Here is a 16,438-nt window from a genome sequence, read left to right on the forward strand (position 1 = left end):
CCGGGCGGCGCGCCGGGCACGCTCAACCGCACCATCTGGAGCACCACTTGAAGATCACCCGAGTCGAAACCTTCGCCGTGCTGCCGCGCTGGCTCTTCTGCCGCATCGAGACCGACGACGGCCTCGTCGGCTGGGGCGAGCCCGTCGTGGAGGGCCGGGCGGACACCGTACGCACCGCCGTCCACGAGCTCGCCGACCAGTTCCTGATCGGCGCGGACCCCTCCCGCATCGAGGACTTGTGGCAGGTCATGACGAAGGGCTCCTTCTACCGTGGCGGCCCCGTCCTCTCCAGTGCGGTCGCAGGCATCGACCAGGCGCTGTGGGACATCGCGGGCAAGGCGCTCGGCGCCCCCGTGCACCGGCTGCTGGGCGGCCCGGTGCGCGAGCGCGCCCGCGCCTACTGCTGGGTGGGCGGCGACGAGCCGGCGGCCGTGCGGGAGCAGGTCGCCGCACAGGTCGAGGCCGGGTTCACCGCGGTGAAGATGAACGCCTCCGGGCGGATGAGCCGCCTGCCCACCGTCTCGGAGCTGAACGACGTCGCGGCGCGGGCGGAGGCCGCGCGCGAAGTCCTCGGGCCCGAACGGGACTTCGCGATCGACTTCCACGGCCGATTCTCGACGGCCGGGGCGGTCAGGGCCGCCGGCGTGCTCGAACCGTACGCGCCCATGTTCGTCGAGGAGCCCGTGCTGCCCGAGTACACGCATCTGATCGGGCGGGTGACCGGCTCGACGGCGCTGCCCGTCGCCACGGGTGAGCGGCTCTTCTCCCGCACGGACGTGCTGCCCGCGCTCCAGGCGGGGATCGCCGTGCTCCAGCCGGACCTCTCCCACGCCGGCGGCATCTCGGAGTGCCGCCGCATCGCGGCGCTCGCCGAGACCTTCGACGTGGCCGTCGCACCGCACTGCCCGCTGGGGCCGCTGGCTCTCGCCGCGTCCCTCCAACTCGCTTTCTGCACACCGAACTTCCTCATCCAGGAGCAGTCCATCGGCATCCACTACAACGCGGACGCCGAACTCCTCGACTACGTCGCCGACCGGTCCGTCTTCCGCTTCGACGAGGGCCATCTGCTGCGGCCGACGGCCCCGGGGCTCGGCGTGGAGATCGACGAGCAGGCCGTGCGGGACGCGGACGGCAGCGCGAAGAGCTGGCACAACCCGCTCTGGCGGTACGGGGACGGCGCGTTCGCCGAGTGGTGACCCGCGCCGCTTCTCCCGGGACCGGGCCGGGCAGAACGGACGGACGCCCGGGCGGCATGGCCCGGGCGGCATGGCCCGGGCGGCATGGCCCGGGCGGCGGCTCCGGCGCGCGAGGTGTCACCCTCGTCCGGAGCGAGGAGTCACCCTCGTCCGGAGCCGCCGGCCTGCCGCAGCGTCAGCATCCCGTCCCGACCGGTCTCGACCCGCACTCCGAACTGACCGCTCACCCTGTCGAGGACGGCACGCAGCCACTCGGCGTCCTCGGGCGCCGCCCGCGACAGCCGCATGCGCCGTGCCCGGAAGGGCGCCATGCGCAGGACCGTCAGTCTGCCCGTGTCGGCCTCGACCGAGGCCAGATAGAGCAGCCGCAGATCGTCGCGGTACTCCTCGTGGCCCTCGACGCCTTCGTAGTCGTCGATGAAGTCGCCGCAGCCGTAGAGCACGAGCTTGCCCCGGTAGAGCTCGATGGGCCGAGGGTGGTGCGAGGAGTGTCCGTGGACGATGTCCACGCCGCCGCCGTCGATGAGTGCGCGTGCGAAGACGGTCTGGTTCCGGGGCACGTCGTATCCCCAGTTCGAGCCCCAGTGGACGGAGGCGACCACGATGTCGCCCGGACGTCTCGACTCCCGCATGCTGCCGGAGATGAGGGCGGCCGCGTTGCGGGTGGTCAGGTCCAGGAGGTTCACGCCGGAGCGGTTCGGGAGTGCGGCCCAGTCCAGGGGGATGCCGCTGGAGGGCGTCCCCATCGACAGGACGACCACGCGCCGTCTCCCTCCGTCGAGCGGCACCACTGCCGGCTCGCGCGCCCCTGCCGTGTCCCGGCCCGCGCCCGCGGTGCGCAGGCCCGCTCCGGCGAGTGAGTCCAGGGTCTCCTCGAGGCCGGACCGTCCGAAGTCCAGCACATGGTTGTTCGCGAGCACGCACACATCGGGCCGCGCGGCGGTGAGGCAGCCGAGGTTGGCGGGGTTCATCCGGTAGTGGACGCCCTTGAAGCGGTCGAAGTCGTCGTGCCGTGTCACGCTCGTCTCGAGGTTGATCACACGGACGTCGGGCGCGGCCTCGTCCAGCACGTCCAGGGCGTCCCCCCAGGGCCAGGAGAAGCCGACCGGGGCGGGGATGCTCCCGTTGACCGCCTCCGCCAGCTCGACGTAGGCCCGCGCGTCCCGCATGAATCCCTCGCGCAGCTCAGGGGCGCCCGGGTGCGGAAGGATCTGGTCGACGCCGCGACCGGGCATGACGTCACCGCACAGGGACAAAGTGACCGATTCGCCGCTCATCACCGCAATATTTCATGCCGGGACGAGCAGGGCCGCGAGCTCCGCCCCGTGGTCCCGGCCGCGCACGGTCCCCGCGGAGATGCCGGCGCTGTACAGGCACGACGGCGTCTACCGCGGAGGGGACGGGCACGGCACACCCCGGCGCGGGCAGGCGAGGACCGCCCGTACGAGGAAGCGGCCGTGAGCCGTGTAGTAGCCGACGTAAGCGTCCGCTCCGCGGCGGAGCGCGTCGCGGGCGCGGTTCATGTGCCGCGGGACCTGGAGCGCGGTGTCCCGCGGCGGGGACTCCGTGAGTTCTTTCTCCAGCCAGTCCGCCGCGCCCGTGGCCTCCGTGAAGGTGCCGTCCATCATCGAACGCGGCTTGCGGAACCACATGTTCAGCTCGATCGGCGGCGTAGGGGACTCCGGATCGCGGGCCTCCCCGTCGCTCGGTCTCTCGTGGCCGGTGTAGCTGAAGGCATGCCAGTGGGTGTTCATCGTCCGTGTCCTCCGGGGCCCGCGCTCCTCCGGGGCCGCACGTGGGGCCCGCGGTGCGCGCATCGTGCTCCCCCGGCGCGGCCGCGCTCCCGTCGACCCGCCCGCGCGCGGCCGGGCGGTCACGCGATGGAGTGGAGGCGGGGGACGCACTCGCGTGACCGACGGGCGGGCGGGCAGACTGGCAGGGCCGGTGGCCGGCCTGGCGGGGAGGCCGGCCTGCGGATTAGTCAGCTGCGGCTAAAGACCGACTGCCGCCGCACGCCACGTCCTAGCGTGACGAGCCCGATCCACCACCAGAGGATTCAGATGATGCGTGCCGGTCGACCCCGTGTAGCCCTCACTGCCCTGCTCGTGGCGAGTTCACTGTCCCTGGCCGGATGCGGCATGGACAACGGCGGCTCGGCTTCCACGAAACCCGCCGGCGAGGCCGCGGCCGGCGACGAGAAGACGGACGACGAGAAGAAGGCACCGGAGAAGGACGCACCGGAAGGTGTCGCCCCGGGTGAGAAGAACCCGAACGGCACCCCGGCGGAGCTGCAGTTCACGAGCCGGACGATCGACGGGAAGGCCTTCAAGGGCGCCTCGCTGGCGGACAAGCCCGCCGTGCTGTGGTTCTGGGCGCCGTGGTGCGGGACGTGCCAGGGGCAGGCGGCGCAGACGGCGAAGCTCGCCGAGAAGTACAAGGGCAAGGTCAACTTCATCGGTGTGGCCGGCCTCGACAAGACCGAACCCATCAAGGGCTTCGTGAAGACGCAGAAGGTCGGCAACTTCCCGCACCTGAACGACCAGAAGGGCGCCGTCTGGAAGAAGTTCGGGATCACGCAGCAGAGTTCGTACGTCATGCTCGACAAGAACGGCAAGGCCGTCGAGCAGAACGCGGCGACCACCCCCGGCCAGCTGACCGAGCAGGTCGCCGGGCTCGCCGGCTGACCGGCCGGGAAGGCCCATGGACGACCTGCCCCTCGCGCTGGCGCTGACCGCGGGCATGCTCGCCGCGGTCAACCCCTGCGGCTTCGCGCTGCTGCCCGCGTATCTGTCGCTGCTGGTGCTCGGTGAGGACTCCCCCTCGCGGGGCGCCGCCGTGGGGCGGGCCCTGGCGGCGACCGCCGCGATGACGCTGGGATTCGCGGCGGTCTTCGGGCTGTTCGGCCTGGTCGTCGCCCCTCTGGCGGGCCAGGTGCAGCAGCATCTGCCCTGGTTCACCGTGGTGTTCGGGCTGCTCCTCGCGTGCGCCGGGGTGTGGCTCCTGGCCGGGCGGCAGCTTCCCGCGCTCCTGCCCCGCATCCGCCGCGCGCCCGGAGTCACCCGCTCCGTGCCGTCGATGGCGCTGTTCGGAGGGGCGTACGCCGTCGCCTCCCTCGGCTGCACGATCGCGCCGTTCCTCGCGGCCGTCGTCTCGGCGTTCCAGAGCGGCTCGACGGCAGGCGGTCTGCTGCTGTTCGGTGCGTACACGGCCGGGATGGGTGCGGTGGTCGGCACGGCCGCGCTCGCCGTGGCCCTGGCGCGGACCTCCGCACTCGGCCGTCTGCGGCGCATGGGCGCCGCCGCCTCCCGCGTGGGCGGGGGCCTGCTCGTACTCGCGGGCGCCTACACGGCGTACTACGGCTGGTACGAGATCCGGTCCCTGAGCGGAGGCGCGACGAGCGATCCCGTCATCGAGACGGCGAGCACGGTGCAGCGGACGATCTCGGCGGGCCTGGAGTGGACGGGACTCCCGGTCGTGGCGGCCGCCTTCGTGGTGCTGCTGACGGTCGCGGTGGTGCGGGTGAGGGGCCGGGGCCGTCGGTCCGCGGTGGAGAGCCGGCGCGAGGGGGAGGCCGACCGGGAGCACGTCGCCGGGTGAGGCGGGCGGCGGTTTCCGCCACGGCGGGCCCGTCGCCGCACTCCACGTGCGTCGCCCCCGCTTCCCGGCCCGGCCGGGCACCGACGGCAGCCCGGCCCGGCACCGACGGCACTTCCCCGACGTTGCGCACCCGAACAAGGGGGCCGATGTCGAGACGTCCGCGCCCCGGCACCAGACTGTGCAGGACAGCGCTGTCTCCCCTCCCCCGTCCGGGTCTGCCGCCCGGCACCTCGCGGGAGAGGTGCGGCGCCCAGGCGTACGCGTTCTGCCGCGAACGCCGCAGAGCGCGGCGGCCCGCCGCGGACCGCCAGCGGAGAGCCCTCGACCACGGAGAGAGTCAATGAACGATTTCGGCACGGGCTTCGAGAAGACCGTCGGCATGGAGTTCCCCGAGATCACGGCCGACAGGACCGTCGTCACCTGTGAGATCACCCCTGAACTCCTCCAGGCCTACGGCATCGTCCACGGCGGCGTGTACTGCTCGCTGGTCGAGACGGCTGCCAGCATCGGCGCCGCGGTCTGGTACGGCGACCGGGGCAACGTCGTGGGCGTCGCGAACCACACCAACTTCCTGCGGGCCATACGCTCCGGCACGGTCACGGCCACGGCGACGCCGATCCACCGCGGCCGCACCCAGCAGCTGTGGCTCGTCACCGTCACGGACGACGCGGGCCGCGACATCGCACGCGGTGAGGTGCGTCTGACCAACCTGCCCTCGGACGGTGGCGGTTCGCAGGGCACCGGAGCCGAGGAGGAGCCGCAGCGGCAGCCCGAGGGCGCCTGACGGCGCGAGCGGGGGCGGGAGTTCGCGCCCCCGTCCTCCCCCGGACCGCCTGCCCGGCCTCGTCGTGACGTGCCGGGCGGGCGGGCGGGCGGTGGAGGAACGGTCAGGCGTGCAGCAGCTCGCCCGGCACCGCATCCGGATCGTTGCGCACCTCCGCCGGGTTGGACTCCCGCAGGGCCCAGGTGCAGCAGAAGGTGACCAGGCCCATGGCCGCCACGAAGACCGACACCAGCGTGGTCGAGCCGGTCTCGGCTATGAGGGCGGTCATGACGAGCGGCGTCGCGCCGCTGACCGTGATGGCCGCAAGCTGGTAGGCCAGGGAGGCGCCGGAGAAGCGGATCTTGGGCGCGAACATCTCCCCGATGTAGGCGGCGGCCGGCCCGTATGTCATGGACTGGAAGATGCTGCCCACGGCCAGCGCGACGAAGAACAGCAGAAGGCTCTTGGTGTCGACGAGCCAGAAGTAGGGGAAGGCCCACACGATCAGCGCGGCCGAACCGACGAGGATCATGGGACGGCGGCCCATGCGGTCGGACGCGGCGCCCGACCAGAGGATCACGCCCGCCCCGAGCAGCGAGGAGAGCAGCGAGACCGAGAGCAGCGACTCGTGGCTCATGCCCAGTTCCTCGGTCGCGTAGCTGAGGACGCCCGCGATGCTGATGTAGAAGAGGCAGTTGGTCGCGGCGAGCATCCCGCAGGCGAGGAGGATCTTGCGCCAGTCCTTGCGGACGGCCTCACTGAGCGGAGCACGGGCGACCTTCTCCTGCTTGCTCCTGGAGGCCTCCTGCAGCGCGCGGAACTCCGGGCTGTCCTCGACCTTCGTCTGGATGTACAGCACCACCGGGAAGAGCAGCGCGGAGAAGAAGAACGGGATGCGCCAGCCCCAGGTCATGAACGCCGACTCCGACATGACGGCGGTCGACGCCAGGAAGGCCACGTTGCCGAGGATGACGCCGAAGGGCACGCCCATCTGCCCGAAGGTGCCGGCGAATCCCCTGCGTTTCGGGCTCGTCGACTCCGTCAGCAGCAGCACGATGCCGCCCCACTGCCCTCCGCACGCCAGCCCCTGGATGAAGCGGAGGGTCACCAGGAGTATCGGCGCGAGTATCCCGATGCTCCCGGCACTTGGCAGGCATCCGATCAGGAAGGTCGCCAGGCCCATGCCCAGCAGGCAGGCGACGACCATGGGCTTGCGGCCGTAGCGGTCACCGAAGTGTCCCGCGAGGATGCCGCCCAGCGGCCGCGCGATGAAGCCCGCCCAGAAGGTGCTGAAGGAGAGCAGCGTTCCCGTGAGCGGCGAGCTGGAGGGGAAGAAGACGTGGGGGAAGACCAGCGCGGCCGCCGTGCCGTAGAGGAAGAAGTCGTACCACTCGATCGAGCTGCCGATCAGCCCCGCGGCGAGCAGCTTGCGATGGCCCTCGGGTTGGGTTCCGGGCTGCGCCGCCGCTGCCGCATCCTCGCTCGGTTCCGCCGTTTCAGTCATGGCTCTCCCTTGGCGGTGGACTGCAACTGATCGCCGTAAGCTGACGTCATGTTCAACTTCTGGGCGAAGCTTCGGTGAAGGCCATTGCGGTGTCAACAGCCGGGACACGACCGTCTGCGCTGCGAGGACGCCCATCGAGGACGCAGCGGCGCCCCGACGACCGTGCGGCGGCGGGCCGTTGGGCAGCGGGTCGGAGCCGGCGACTCCGGCCGCTGCGCGGCGGGAGGTGCGGATGACGCCTCACCGTCACGCAACCGGGCGGGGCCGGCGACAACTTGGGGGCAGCAGCGAGTCGGGGGCCGGCAGCGGGCGGATGACAGTGGCGAGTTGAGCCGGCCGGCTCAGGAATGCCCGGGGAACCTCAGGCCGTTGGCCCAGATCCTGGTCACCGTGTAGACGACCTTCTCGAAGTCGACCGGCTCCTGAGCACCCCCGGTCGCGGCGAAGAGCCCGAAGGCGACGCGGCTGACCATGCTCGACAACGCCCGCGAGGCCAGCATCGGATCGAGGTCGGCATCGGCGAAGCCACGCTTTTGCAGATCGGCGATGCCGCGGGCGTTGCGGTGGATGAACGCCTCACTGCGGCGCCGGCGCAACTCGCGGAAGACGGGGTCGATGTTGGCCACCTGCTCCAGCAGCGCCATCAGCTTCGCGTTGCGACGGTAGGCCTCCAGATAGGCCCGGTTGCTCGCTTCGAGGACGGCGTAGGGGTCGTCGGTGTCCGGCACCCGGTCCATGCCGGGGTGCAGCATGTCCTGCTGGGCGACCTCGAGGACCGCGGCGAAGATCTCTTCCTTGTTCTTGAAGTACGTGTAGAAGGAGCCCGTCGAGCACTTGGCCTCTTTGGTGATGTCCGTCAGGCGGGCATCCAGGTAGCCGGAGCGTTCGAAGACCTTGCGTGCGGCGGCTATCAGTTCCGACCTCCGGCGGGCGCCGCGCTCGGTGGCGGGCGTCTCGCGCAACAGGGCCGGGTTCACCATCGACGGCAGCGGCGGACCGTCCCAGTCGTCGAACGCGGTGAATGCCATGGGCAACTTATACCTGAACTCGGCTTCACCTCCAACTTCGTTCCAGCCGACCGCCGCGGCCTCCCGCGGGCCGCCACCGATGGCGGCTGACCTGCCCTTCCCCATCCGGCAAAGCGGCATCCCCACGGCCGTGACACCCACCAATACCTGCCAGTAGCCTTCTTGCCGGACCACCCAGCGGGCAGGAGAACAGCCGTGCCAGAAAAGACCAGTTGCGCAGAGGCCTTCTTCGAGCAGGTGGCGGAGGACCGGTACGTGCCGACCGAGAACACCCGCGGCCCCTGGTCCGCGGACAGCCAGCACGCCGGGCCGCCAGCGGCACTGCTGGGCCGCGCCGTGCGGACGCGTCCGGGCGCCCGCGAGGACATGCGGCTGGCCCGGATCACCTTCGAGATCACAAGTCCCGTGCCGCTGAAGCCTTTGACGGTGACCACGCAGGTGCTGCGCGAGGGACGCAGCGTGGAACTGGTCGAGGCCTCGCTCACGCCCGAGGGCGGCAAGGAGGTCATGCGCGCACGGGCGCTGCGCATCCGCACCGAACCCGGCTCGGTTCCCCAGGAGACCCCGGGGCCGGAGGTGCCCGGACCCGCGAGCGGGCAGCCCGAGCCGTTCTTCCCCGTCCCGTGGGACGTCGGCTACCACACGGCCATGGAGTCCCGCTTCGCGCACGGCTCTTTCCTCGGGAACGGGCCCGCGGCCTGCTGGCTGCGGATGCGAATCCCCCTGGTGGACGGCGAGAAGACGGCGCCGCTGGATCGCGTGCTGGTGGCGGCGGACTCCGGCAACGGCGTGAGCAACGTGCTGGACTTCTCCCAACACCTCTTCGTCAATCCCGACTTGACCGTGCATCTGCACCGTCACCCGGCCGGGGAATGGGTCTGCGTCGACGCACGTACGAGCATCGACGCGGCCGGCGTCGGCATGACGGAATCCGCACTCCACGACGAGCAGGGACCGATCGGCCGGGGCGTGCAGAGCCTCTTCGTCGCCTCCCGGCCCTGAAGCCCCTCCCCCGCCGCCGGCCGCAGTCCGTTCGTCGTACACCGCTGCCCGCCTGCGGGCAGCGGGCTCGCGCATGCCACCGGCGGACCGCCGCCGCCGTGCCGGACAATGCGGGTATGCGGATCTCGGCGAGAGCGGACTATGCGGTGCGTGCCGCGCTGGAACTGGCGGCCGCGGGTGACGAACACCCCGTCAAGGCCGAGAAGATCGCGGAGGCCCAGGGCGTCCCCCGCAAGTTCCTCGAGGGCATCCTCAACGACATGCGCAGAGGCGGACTCGTCGTCAGCCGCCGCGGCGGCCGGGGCGGCTACAACCTGGGCGCTCCCGCCGAGACGATCACCATCGCCGATGTGATCCGCGTCGTGGACGGGCCGCTGGTCTCCGTGCGCGGTGAGCGCCCGCCCGCACTCTCCTACACCGGCCCGGCCGAGTCGCTGCTGCCCCTGTGGATCGCGGTGCGCGCCAACGTGCGCGCGATCCTCGGCGAGGTCACGCTCGCCGACGTCGCGCGCTCCGAGCTTCCCGAGCGCGTCAGCAGGCTCGCGGAAAAGCCCGAGTCGTGGACCAACCCCTGAGCCTGCGCGACGTTCCGACCGTGCACGACTCCTGATCGTGTCCGCGTGACGAGACACCCTTGACCCTCTCTCGGACCGTCGGGCAGATTTCTCTACCTAAGCGGTAGGAATACTAGGGATCTCGAAGATCGGGGCAGCATGCGTACGCTCATCCTGTTGGCACTGGCGGGCCTGGGTGCCCAACTGGTCGACGGCAGCCTGGGAATGGCCTATGGCGTCACGTCGACGACATTGCTGCTCGCCGTGGGTACCAACCCGGCGGCCGCGTCGGCCACGGTGCACCTGGCCGAGATCGGCACAACACTCGTCTCCGGTGCCTCGCACTGGCGCTTCGGCAACGTCGACTGGCGCGTCGTGGCGAAGATCGGTGTGCCCGGCGCGGTGGGCGCGTTCGCCGGTGCCACGGTGCTCTCCAGCCTCTCCACCGCCGTCGCCGAGCCCGTCATGTCGCTCATCCTGCTCGCGCTGGGCGTCTACCTGCTCGGGCGTTTCACCTTCGTCGGCTTCTCCTCCCGCAATCTGGGCAAGCCGCTGCGCAAGCGTTTCCTCTCCCCACTGGGCCTGGTCGCCGGATTCGTCGACGCCACCGGCGGAGGCGGCTGGGGGCCGGTCGGCACTCCGGCCATCCTCGCCAGCGGACGGCTGGAGCCGCGCAAGGTGATCGGCTCCATCGACACCAGCGAGTTCCTCGTCACCGTCGCGGCGAGCATCGGCTTCCTGGCGGGGCTCGGCTCCGGGGGCGTCAACTGGTCATGGGCGGCGGCCCTTCTGGTGGGCGGTGTGATAGCTGCACCGCTCGCGGCATGGCTGGTACGGCATGTTCCGCCGCGCGTCCTCGGGTCCGCCGTCGGCGGCATCATCGTCCTCACCAACGTCCGCACTCTGCTGAACGGCGACTGGGTGAGCGCCGGCGGCACGGTGAAGACGGCCGTGTACGTGGTGCTGTACGCGCTCTGGGCCGCAGCACTCGCCCACTCGGTGCGGGAGCACCGCCGCAACGTCGCACGTGAGCGGGACGACGAAGAAGAAGCAGCAGCAGCGACGGACGCCACCGCGAAGGAGGGCGCGCCCTCGGCGTGACCCGCGGAGCCGGTGCCCGGGTCGGCCGGCCCGGGCACCGGCGTCACCGCACACCGGCCCGGCCGTGTGCCCGAGCGGCTGAGGGGCTCGCAGGCCAAGGCGAGTTGGGGTTCGAATCCCGCCACGGTCTCCATGTGATGCCTCAGGTTCCATGCGGTGTCTCAGGACATCGGAAACCCCGGTGGGCGGACGGGCCCGGGCGGGCCTTTTCGGTGACCGTCCGGGCGAGGTGTGCACCGATCGGGTGACCGGGAGGAATACATCCGGCGGCCCCCGCGGCTTCCCCGGCATGACGACGAACGAACGCTCAAGGCACACCAGGCGGTTCGGCCGGATCGGTCTGTGGAGCACCGCACTGGCCTCCGCGAGTCCGTCGCGGCGCACGGAGATCGAGGAAGCGGCGGCGGAACTCGAGGAGTTGGGCTACGGCACCCTCTGGATCGGCGGCAGTCCCGGCGTGGACCGGGCCGAGCCCCTCCTGGCGGCGACCTCACGCATCACCGTCGGCACCAGCATCATGAGTATCTGGCAGCACAGGGCGGAGGACGTCGCGGCGCAGCATGCCCGGCTCAACTCGGCGCACGGCGGGCGCTTCGTGCTCGGTCTGGGCGTCAGCCACGCCGAGGCGGCGCAGGACGACACCACACGGGAGGAGCTGCGCCGGCGCCCGTACAGCGCGATGCGCGGATATCTCGACGAACTGGACGCCGCGCCGCAGCCCGTGCCGCCGCAGGAGCGCGCTCTCGCCGCCCTGGGTCCGAGGATGCTGGAGCTCTCGCGGGACCGTGCACTGGGGGCGCTGCCGTACCTGGTGACAGCCGAGCACACCGCCCGGGCCCGCGAGGTCCTCGGTGCGGACGCGCTGCTCGCCCCCGAGCTCAAGGTCGTCCTCGGCTCCGATGAGGAGCGGGCCCGCGCCACTGCCCGTGACTACCTCAGGCGCTACCTGGCTTTGGCCAACTACCGCAACAGCTGGCTGCGGATGGGCTTCGGCGAGGACGACCTCGCGGACGGCGGCAGCGACCGCCTGCTGGACGCGGTGTACGCCTTCGGCGACGCGGACGCCGTGCGGGAGCGGGTCGGCTCGTTCCTCGACGCCGGCGCAGATCATGTGGCGCTGCAGGTCGTCACCGAGGACTTGTCGAGCGTGCTGCCGCTCCCCCAGTGGCGCGCGCTCGCGGAGGCGCTGCTGCCGGGCTGACGTCCCGTCGCGTCCACGGGCGGCGGGCGGCTTCTGGCCGCGGCGTGTGAGCTGTCCGCGTCGCGGTCGGCAGGGCACTGGTCGCGTCGGCACGACGGGCAGAGCGCGTGCGCATACGAAGGGAACGCTCCGGGCAGAGCCCCGTCTCGCTCCGAGTGGGGCCGCTCAAGGAGGCGCAGTCGGGGGCCGGTTGACCCCGCATGTCCGTCCCCTGGACGCTTGCCCTATGAGCGACGGACCGGCCGCGAAGGTGCCCGGGCGCGTTCCGCGGGTGTGGGGAGCACGCGAGGAGGAGATCCGGGGGACGTACCCGTGCGACAGTCTGCTCGCCGAGCCGAAGGAGCACTGGTTCCGCGCCGTCACGGTCGCCGCGGACCGCGCCACCGTCTTCCGCTGGCTCTGCCAGCTCAGCATCGCTCCCTACAGCTACGACCTGCTGGACAACTCCGGCCGCCGCAGCCCGCGCCGGCTCACGCCCGGCGCCGGGAACCTCAGGACGGGGCAGCGGGTGATGACCATATTCCGGCTCGCGTCCTTCGCCGAGGACGAGCACATGACGCTGCTGATGGACGACCCCGGAGGGCTGCGGCTCTTCGGTGCCTTCGCCGTCACCTACGCGGTGACCGGCGAACGGGAGGGCGCCACCAGGCTGTTGGCGAAGCTGGTGGTGGGCGACGAGGAAGGCGTGCTCGGACGGATGCGCCGGCCCCTCCTGGCGTGGGGCGACCTGCTCATGATGCGCAGGCAGCTGCTGACGCTGAAGGAGCTGGCGGAGGGGCGCTGACCGCGGTCGGGCGCCGCACCGGACGCCCGGGCGCCGCACGGTGCGCCGCGCCGGTGCGTGCCGGTGCCCCTGGTCCGCGGCTCAGTCGCCCGACGTCCCGCCTTCCGCATCGCCCTTGAGGCCGCTCTTCGCGTCGTCCTTGAGGCCGTCGTTCGCGTCGCCCTTGAGGCCGCCCTTCACGCCGGCCGGGGATGCCAGGATCGAGTGCCGGCGGCCGTAGAAGAGGTAGATCAGCAGGCCCAGCACCAGCCACACCCCGAAACGCAGCCAGGTGAAGACGTCGAGGTTGGCCATCAGATACAGGCACGCGGCAGCCGTGATCACAGGCAGCACCGGCGAGAACGGCACGCGGAAGGGCCGATCGATGCCGGGGTTGCGGCGGCGCAGCACGGGCACCGCCAGTGCCACGATGAGGAAGCCGGACAGGGCGCCGATGCTGACCATGTCCGCGAGTTCGGCGATCGGGACGAACCCGGCGAGGAGCATGATCAGTACGGCGATCGCGATCGTCATCCGGTGCGGGGTGCGCCACCGCGGATGCACTTCGGAGAACTGGCGCGGCAGCAGACCGTCGCGGCTCATCGCGAAGCCGATGCGGCCGAGGGTGACGAGTTCCACCATCATCACCGACGTCAGGCCGGTGATGGCGCCCAGCCCCACGAGCGCCCCGACCCAGGGCGCCCCGGCCGACTGGAACGCCGCCGCGATGGGCGCGCCCTCGTCGATCTTCCGGTAGTCGACGACGGCGGTGAGCACCAGCGCCACCGCGACATAGAGCACGGTGCAGATCGCGAGGCTGCCGAGCAGCCCCCGGGGAAGGTCCCGCTTGGGCTCCTTGGTCTCCTCGCCGAGGTTGGCCAGCGCCTCGAACCCGGTGTAGGCGAAGAAGACGACAGCCGCGGCCGTCAGGACGCCCCCGAACCCGAAGGCGGACTGCTCCAGACCCGCCACGGCCTGGATCAGCGGCTGGTCGACGATGCCGGCGGCGGACTCGGCGGGCTGGGCCGGGGGTACGAACGGGACGAGGTTGGCTCCGCGGGCGAAGAAGAGGCCGGCGACGACGATCAGCACGCACACGGAGACCTTGATCACGACAAGTGCGTTCGTGAGCCGCGAGGACTCGCGGATGCCCGCGACCGCGACGGCGGTGAGGACCGCGATGATCAGCACCGCGCCTATGTTGACCGTGGCCTGCTCGCCGAACCACTCCGCCGGCAGGTCCAGCAGGTTGGCGACGTAGCCGGACCAGCTGCGGGAGACGACCGCGGCACCGAGCGCGAATTCGAGCAGCAGGTCCCAGCCGATGATCCAGGCGAACACTTCTCCCATGGCGGAGAAGGCGTACGTGTAGGCGCTGCCCGCGGTCGGCACCGCGGAGGCGAGCTCGGCGTAGCACAGCGCCGCCAGGGCCGCGACCACGCCCGCGACCACGAAGGAGATGACGACCGCGGGGCCCGCGTGCTGTTTCGCCTCGACCCCGACGAGCGTGAAGATGCCGGTGCCGATGATGACTCCGACTCCGAACCCCGCCAGGGACATCGCGGACAGCCGGCGTTTCAGAGTGTTCTGCCGGGTTCGGTCGAGGACGTGCTCGACGGGCATCTTGCGGAGGACGTTCATGAGGGGACTCGCTCTGTGGGGTGCAGGGGCCGTCGTGCCGGTGACCGGGACAGCGCGGTCGGCCGACCGTCAACCCTGTCATGCGCCGCTTCCCCTCGTGAACCCGGGAGCGATCACGCAGTGCCCGGCCTCACACGACGACGGATGCGCCCAGAGCCGCGGGCGGTACAGCGGACCGGAGACGTCGAGTTGAGCACACATACTCATGCCCGAGGGCCGCCGCGTACGGAAGAGTGCCGGGACGTGAGGGCCAGCCGAGTCCTCCGCCACCGCAGTGCTGCGGCAAACAGGCAGCCCCGTCACGGGGGGCGGGGCTGCCACTCACGCGGGCGGCCCGCACCGTCTTCGTACGGGCTTCGAAGTCCGGGCCTTCCCGCCTGCCTCAGAAGCGTCCGACCGCGACGAACACACAGAGCGCCAGGATGACGAGATTCGCGGCGACGTTCACGGCTTCCCGCCAACCGCGTCCGGCGGCACGGTCGGCTCGCAGCAGTGAGCCGTGGCTCGTCACAGCTCCCACCATCACGAGCGCCAGGCCCACCGCGGCCAACGGCGTCAGCTGCGGAGCCACGCCCGTCAGGCGGGGCAGCAACAGGCCTGCCACGGCGAGCAGTTCGCACACGGCCGTCGTCTTGATCACGGCGGGCGGGAACGGCGCCACGCCGGTCTGTCCCGTGGCGATCAGCCGGTCCTTTCTCATGCTGACCTTCAGGGACCCGGACACGAGGAAGAGGACTGCCAGCAGGATCTGCGCGGTCCACAGGGCGGCATTCATGGTGAGGCTCCAGGTCGGGAATCAGACGTCACCCACCACGACGGGACGGCGTACCGGGATGTGACATCCGCGGGCCGCGACGCCGGCGCCGGGCCCTGAGCCCCGGGCGGGTTCCGTCAGTCGCGCCGCTTCCCCGAACCGGCGCTTGCGGTGCCGGACTCGGCGTTGCCGGTCTTCTCCCGTGCCGTCTGCCTCTCCCTCAGCAGATCCGCCGTGTGCAGGCACCAGTCCCGGTGGCCCTCTTCGAACGCGAGGCCGCGCATGCAGGTCAGATACGGTCCGATCCGTGCGCCGCGGCGCAGGAACGCCTCCTCGTCCGCACCGCCGCGCATCCGCCGCAGCAGCTCGCCGAAGAGCTCGATCCTCCCTTCGGCCGCGGCTGCGCGCTCTTCGAGCTGATCGATGACGGGCCCCGCCTCGACGCGGTCGACCGCCTGGACCTTCACGAGCAGATCGTCGCGGATGAACGAGGGCTTCGACGCGGCGGAGACGAAGCCCTCCAGTTCTGCCAGACCTGCGTCGGAGACCCGGAAGAGGCGCTTGTTGGGCCGGGTCTCCTGGACCACCTGCCGCCCCGTGACCAGCCCCTCCTTCTCCAGCTTGGCCAGCTCCGCGTACAGCTGCTGCGGCAGTGCGTGCCAGAAGTTCGCGACGCCGACGCCGAACGCCTTGGCCAACTGGTATCCGCTGTACTCCCCGTCCAGCAGGGCCGCCAGCACCGCGTGCCTCAGGGCCATCGGTCCGCCCCCTTCCCGCTCGTCGTCCGCTCGTGCATCATACTCAAGGAATTGATTAGTCAGATCCTTGAGTAAGTCAGAAAGCCGCAATCCTGCGTACGCAAGTTGTGCGAACGAGCAGGAGGAGCCGGGGAGGGCCATGGATACCGCCGCACGCTTCCGCGCCGCCGTCGAGACGCGCGACCGGACCGCGCTGGAGGACCTGTTCACCGAAGACATCCGCTTCTACAGCCCGGTGAAGTTCACGCCCTTCGAGGGCAGGCCGATGGTGATGGGGCTTTTCGACGTCCTGCTGCGCACCTTCGAGGACTTCCGCTACGTCGGAGAGTTCGAGGGCACGGCGGAGACGGGCACCGAAGGCGCCGATGCCCCCGCGGCGGTCCTCGTCTTCCGCGCCACCGTGCAGGGCAAGCAGATCCACGGCATCGACATGCTCCACTTCGACGAGGCCGGCCGCGTAAAGGAGTTCACCGTCATGGTCCGGCCGCAGTCCGCCGTGCAGGCACTCGGTGAGGCGGTGCTCGCGGGGCTGGTCGCCGACGGTCTCGTCCCCAAGCCCGCGTGACGGGGCCCCGG

Annotated in this window: 17 protein-coding genes and 1 tRNA gene; 11 read left to right on the forward strand and 7 right to left on the reverse strand. The window is 71.2% G+C overall.

The window, feature by feature from the left end:
- Positions 1 to 47 precede the first annotated feature (47 nt).
- A complete protein-coding gene (gene dgoD, locus EV375_RS26205; RefSeq protein ID WP_130302409.1) occupies positions 48 to 1,196 on the forward strand; it encodes a galactonate dehydratase in 1,149 nt (382 codons plus the stop codon).
- A 140-nt stretch (positions 1,197 to 1,336) separates the two neighbouring features.
- Here dgoD and EV375_RS26210 read toward each other — a convergent pair whose 3' ends face one another.
- Both EV375_RS26210 and EV375_RS26215 read right to left on the reverse strand, forming a co-directional pair.
- On the reverse strand, positions 1,337 to 2,473 hold the full coding sequence (locus tag EV375_RS26210; protein WP_130302410.1) for a CapA family protein: 1,137 nt from the start codon (positions 2,471 to 2,473) through the stop codon (positions 1,337 to 1,339).
- A gap of 108 nt (positions 2,474 to 2,581) precedes the next feature.
- On the reverse strand, positions 2,582 to 2,950 hold the full coding sequence (locus EV375_RS26215; RefSeq protein ID WP_130302411.1) for a hypothetical protein: 369 nt from the start codon (positions 2,948 to 2,950) through the stop codon (positions 2,582 to 2,584).
- Between the two features lie 351 nt (positions 2,951 to 3,301).
- Here EV375_RS26215 and EV375_RS26220 point away from each other — a divergent pair, with 351 nt between their 5' ends.
- The 3 genes from EV375_RS26220 to EV375_RS26230 all read left to right on the forward strand — a co-directional run bounded on the left by EV375_RS26220 (position 3,302) and on the right by EV375_RS26230 (position 5,577).
- Positions 3,302 to 3,880, forward strand: a complete 579-nt coding sequence (locus EV375_RS26220) for a redoxin family protein (protein WP_486588819.1) — start codon at positions 3,302 to 3,304, stop codon at positions 3,878 to 3,880.
- A gap of 16 nt (positions 3,881 to 3,896) precedes the next feature.
- Complete coding sequence (locus EV375_RS26225; RefSeq protein WP_130302412.1) at positions 3,897 to 4,793, forward strand: cytochrome c biogenesis CcdA family protein; 897 nt, start codon at positions 3,897 to 3,899, stop codon at positions 4,791 to 4,793.
- A 340-nt stretch (positions 4,794 to 5,133) separates the two neighbouring features.
- The gene (locus tag EV375_RS26230) at positions 5,134 to 5,577 is read left to right on the forward strand and encodes a PaaI family thioesterase (RefSeq protein WP_130302413.1); all 444 of its coding nucleotides are present in this window, start codon (positions 5,134 to 5,136) and stop codon (positions 5,575 to 5,577) included.
- 103 nt (positions 5,578 to 5,680) lie between these two features.
- Here the strand turns inward: EV375_RS26230 and EV375_RS26235 are convergent, their stop codons facing one another.
- On the reverse strand, positions 5,681 to 7,060 hold the full coding sequence (locus EV375_RS26235; RefSeq protein ID WP_130302414.1) for an MFS transporter: 1,380 nt from the start codon (positions 7,058 to 7,060) through the stop codon (positions 5,681 to 5,683).
- Positions 7,061 to 7,401: 341 nt separating this feature from the next.
- Positions 7,402 to 8,088: a TetR/AcrR family transcriptional regulator gene (locus EV375_RS26240; RefSeq protein WP_130302415.1), complete on the reverse strand. Its 687-nt coding sequence runs from the start codon at positions 8,086 to 8,088 to the stop codon at positions 7,402 to 7,404.
- Between the two features lie 195 nt (positions 8,089 to 8,283).
- On the opposite strand from EV375_RS26240, the gene EV375_RS26245 reads away from it, so the two are divergent.
- The 6 genes from EV375_RS26245 to EV375_RS26270 all read left to right on the forward strand — a co-directional run bounded on the left by EV375_RS26245 (position 8,284) and on the right by EV375_RS26270 (position 12,730).
- A complete protein-coding gene (locus EV375_RS26245; RefSeq protein ID WP_130302416.1) occupies positions 8,284 to 9,090 on the forward strand; it encodes a thioesterase family protein in 807 nt (268 codons plus the stop codon).
- 116 nt (positions 9,091 to 9,206) lie between these two features.
- A complete protein-coding gene (locus EV375_RS26250; protein ID WP_130302417.1) occupies positions 9,207 to 9,665 on the forward strand; it encodes an Rrf2 family transcriptional regulator in 459 nt (152 codons plus the stop codon).
- 138 nt (positions 9,666 to 9,803) lie between these two features.
- Positions 9,804 to 10,745, forward strand: coding sequence for a sulfite exporter TauE/SafE family protein (locus EV375_RS26255; protein ID WP_130302418.1), 942 nt, complete (start codon positions 9,804 to 9,806; stop codon positions 10,743 to 10,745).
- 60 nt (positions 10,746 to 10,805) lie between these two features.
- A tRNA-Gly gene (locus tag EV375_RS26260) sits at positions 10,806 to 10,878 on the forward strand.
- Positions 10,879 to 11,034: 156 nt separating this feature from the next.
- The gene (locus EV375_RS26265) at positions 11,035 to 11,946 is read left to right on the forward strand and encodes an LLM class F420-dependent oxidoreductase (protein WP_130302419.1); all 912 of its coding nucleotides are present in this window, start codon (positions 11,035 to 11,037) and stop codon (positions 11,944 to 11,946) included.
- Positions 11,947 to 12,172: 226 nt separating this feature from the next.
- A complete protein-coding gene (locus EV375_RS26270) occupies positions 12,173 to 12,730 on the forward strand; it encodes a hypothetical protein (protein WP_130302420.1) in 558 nt (185 codons plus the stop codon).
- Between the two features lie 81 nt (positions 12,731 to 12,811).
- On the opposite strand, the gene EV375_RS26275 is transcribed toward EV375_RS26270, so the two are convergent.
- The 3 genes from EV375_RS26275 to EV375_RS26285 all read right to left on the reverse strand — a co-directional run bounded on the left by EV375_RS26275 (position 12,812) and on the right by EV375_RS26285 (position 15,862).
- Positions 12,812 to 14,350 (reverse strand): amino acid permease, encoded by a 1,539-nt coding sequence (locus EV375_RS26275; RefSeq protein WP_130302421.1) that lies wholly within the window; start codon positions 14,348 to 14,350, stop codon positions 12,812 to 12,814.
- A gap of 382 nt (positions 14,351 to 14,732) precedes the next feature.
- On the reverse strand, positions 14,733 to 15,125 hold the full coding sequence (locus EV375_RS26280) for a DoxX family protein (RefSeq protein ID WP_130302422.1): 393 nt from the start codon (positions 15,123 to 15,125) through the stop codon (positions 14,733 to 14,735).
- Between the two features lie 116 nt (positions 15,126 to 15,241).
- Positions 15,242 to 15,862: a PadR family transcriptional regulator gene (locus EV375_RS26285; RefSeq protein WP_130302423.1), complete on the reverse strand. Its 621-nt coding sequence runs from the start codon at positions 15,860 to 15,862 to the stop codon at positions 15,242 to 15,244.
- Positions 15,863 to 16,001: 139 nt separating this feature from the next.
- Between EV375_RS26285 and EV375_RS26290 the strand changes: the two genes are divergently transcribed.
- Positions 16,002 to 16,427 carry a nuclear transport factor 2 family protein gene (locus EV375_RS26290; protein WP_130302424.1) on the forward strand — a complete coding sequence of 142 codons (426 nt, stop codon included), beginning with the start codon at positions 16,002 to 16,004 and terminating at the stop codon, positions 16,425 to 16,427.
- Positions 16,428 to 16,438 lie beyond the last annotated feature (11 nt).

The sequence above is a fragment of the Streptomyces sp. CNZ301 genome, assembly GCF_004217425.1.

Excerpts from the sequence above, each read along its gene's own strand:
- EV375_RS26235 (WP_130302414.1), bottom strand. The coding sequence starts at position 7,060 with ATGACTGAAACGGCGGAACCGAGCGAGGATGCGGCAGCGGCGGCGCAG.
- EV375_RS26285 (WP_130302423.1), bottom strand. The coding sequence starts at position 15,862 with ATGGCCCTGAGGCACGCGGTGCTGGCGGCCCTGCTGGACGGGGAGTAC.
- EV375_RS26290 (WP_130302424.1), top strand. The coding sequence starts at position 16,002 with ATGGATACCGCCGCACGCTTCCGCGCCGCCGTCGAGACGCGCGACCGG.
- EV375_RS26265 (WP_130302419.1), top strand. The coding sequence starts at position 11,035 with ATGACGACGAACGAACGCTCAAGGCACACCAGGCGGTTCGGCCGGATC.
- EV375_RS26210 (WP_130302410.1), bottom strand. The coding sequence starts at position 2,473 with ATGAGCGGCGAATCGGTCACTTTGTCCCTGTGCGGTGACGTCATGCCC.
- EV375_RS26270 (WP_130302420.1), top strand. The coding sequence starts at position 12,173 with ATGAGCGACGGACCGGCCGCGAAGGTGCCCGGGCGCGTTCCGCGGGTG.
- EV375_RS26280 (WP_130302422.1), bottom strand. The coding sequence starts at position 15,125 with ATGAATGCCGCCCTGTGGACCGCGCAGATCCTGCTGGCAGTCCTCTTC.
- EV375_RS26275 (WP_130302421.1), bottom strand. The coding sequence starts at position 14,350 with ATGAACGTCCTCCGCAAGATGCCCGTCGAGCACGTCCTCGACCGAACC.
- EV375_RS26250 (WP_130302417.1), top strand. The coding sequence starts at position 9,207 with ATGCGGATCTCGGCGAGAGCGGACTATGCGGTGCGTGCCGCGCTGGAA.
- EV375_RS26255 (WP_130302418.1), top strand. The coding sequence starts at position 9,804 with ATGCGTACGCTCATCCTGTTGGCACTGGCGGGCCTGGGTGCCCAACTG.
- EV375_RS26230 (WP_130302413.1), top strand. The coding sequence starts at position 5,134 with ATGAACGATTTCGGCACGGGCTTCGAGAAGACCGTCGGCATGGAGTTC.
- EV375_RS26225 (WP_130302412.1), top strand. The coding sequence starts at position 3,897 with ATGGACGACCTGCCCCTCGCGCTGGCGCTGACCGCGGGCATGCTCGCC.
- EV375_RS26240 (WP_130302415.1), bottom strand. The coding sequence starts at position 8,088 with ATGGCATTCACCGCGTTCGACGACTGGGACGGTCCGCCGCTGCCGTCG.
- EV375_RS26215 (WP_130302411.1), bottom strand. The coding sequence starts at position 2,950 with ATGAACACCCACTGGCATGCCTTCAGCTACACCGGCCACGAGAGACCG.